Annotated in this window: 1 pseudogene; it reads right to left on the bottom strand. The window is 56.8% G+C overall.

Annotated features, from left to right (window positions below):
- Window positions 1–390: 390 nt before the first annotated feature.
- A pseudogene (locus tag ACEVQ6_RS23605) lies at window positions 391–1,476 on the bottom strand (IS3 family transposase).
- Window positions 1,477–1,575 lie beyond the last annotated feature (99 nt).

Genomic DNA, 1,575 nt, shown 5'->3' with positions numbered 1-1,575 from the left:
CGGCCATTACCCCTGTTCCCTGTCACATTGGCGGTACTGTTTTACTTCAAGTGTAATTTTTATTTGAATATAAATTTGCAAAATATCCCTCTATTTGCATCGAAATCATGTATAAATTAAATAAAAAATCAGAACTCCAACGAATTGACCTCAAATATATTTTCAAGGCCGCCACTGCAATGTCGCACCACAGGCCCGGCCGATATCGACGGCGGCTCACCCGGCACCGGATTGAAGTGGGGAGCGGAGCATACGATCACGATGCCGGAGCTGCATACGCAATATTGGCAGTTCCTGCTGGCGACAGGGTCATCGAACCGGGTTCCGATAGAGCTGGCTCGGTTTGCCTGAACAGTTTGGGGCGTTTTGCTAAGTGGATTTCCGCCTCGATTATGCTGCCACCATGATTGGTGCCAGCGCGTTGAAGTAGGCCTGATCCGGCGTCTGCCGATGCCAGCGCGGGCCTCCGACACGGTCTTGTAGGCGTGGAGATAGACCTCCTCGTATTGATCGACCGCCAGAGCCGTTCGACGAAGACGTTGTCCCGCCACGCGCCCTTGCCATCCATCGAGATGGCGATCTCCGCTTTCTTCAGCACGGCAGTGAAGTCGATGGAGGTGAACTGCGATCCCTGGTCGGTGTTGAAGATTTCCGGCCTGCCATGACGGGCAAGTGCCTCCTCGACCGCTTCGATGCAGACGTCCGCTTCCATCGTGATCGACAGCCGCCACGACAAGACCTTCCGGCTGAACCAGTCCACGACGGCGCAGAGATAGACAAATCCTCGCGCCATGGGAATAGAGCTGATGTCCATGGCCCAGACCTGGTTGGGTCGGGTGACCGCCAGCTTGCGCAGGAGGTAGGGATAGATTTTGTGCCCAGGCGCTGGTTTGGAGGTGTTCGGGCGACGGTAGATCGCCTCGATGCCCATCGTCTTCATCAGCGTGGCGACGTGTAGCCGCCTCGTCTCCAACCCTTCTCCTCTCAAGAGCCCTTGCAACATCCGACGTCCGGCAAACGGGTGGTCGAGGTGCAGTTCGTCGATCCGCCGCATCAACGCCAGATCGCCGTCGGATACTGGACGAGGCAAATAATAGACAGTGCCACGGCTGAAGCCGAGGAGCCTGGCCTGCCTGACGACTGACAGCTTGTGCTCGCGGTCGATCCTTTTTTTCCGCCCAGCAATCCCGCCTTGCCGAGCGCACCGGATAAAAAATCATTTTCCAGCGTCAGTTCGCCGATTTTGGCATGCAGCGTTTTGACATCGACGGTCGGAGCCGTCGGTTCCGCCTTGGCTTCATCGCCGAAGACGCCCGTCGCCCCCTCAAGGAGTTGGTCTTTCCACTGCTTGATCTGGTGGGCGTGCACGTCGAACTGTTGGGATAATTCCACCAGCGTCTGCTCACATCGAATGGCGGCGAGCGCCACTTTCGCCTTGAAAGCCGGGCTATGGTTCCGGCGCGGTCGTCTTGTCATGGTATCTCCTGTTCCCGGCTTCTAGAGCGTCTTCGATGAACGCGGAGTCGGATTGATGATTCACGCGGTCGGGCTTGTCTGATTCACTGGTCCTGGTGA

The organism is Ensifer soli, assembly GCF_041928815.1.
In the GTDB taxonomy this organism is placed as follows: Bacteria; Pseudomonadota; Alphaproteobacteria; order Rhizobiales; family Rhizobiaceae; genus JBHFEI01.
This window is presented reverse-complemented; position numbering and strand designations above follow the sequence as displayed.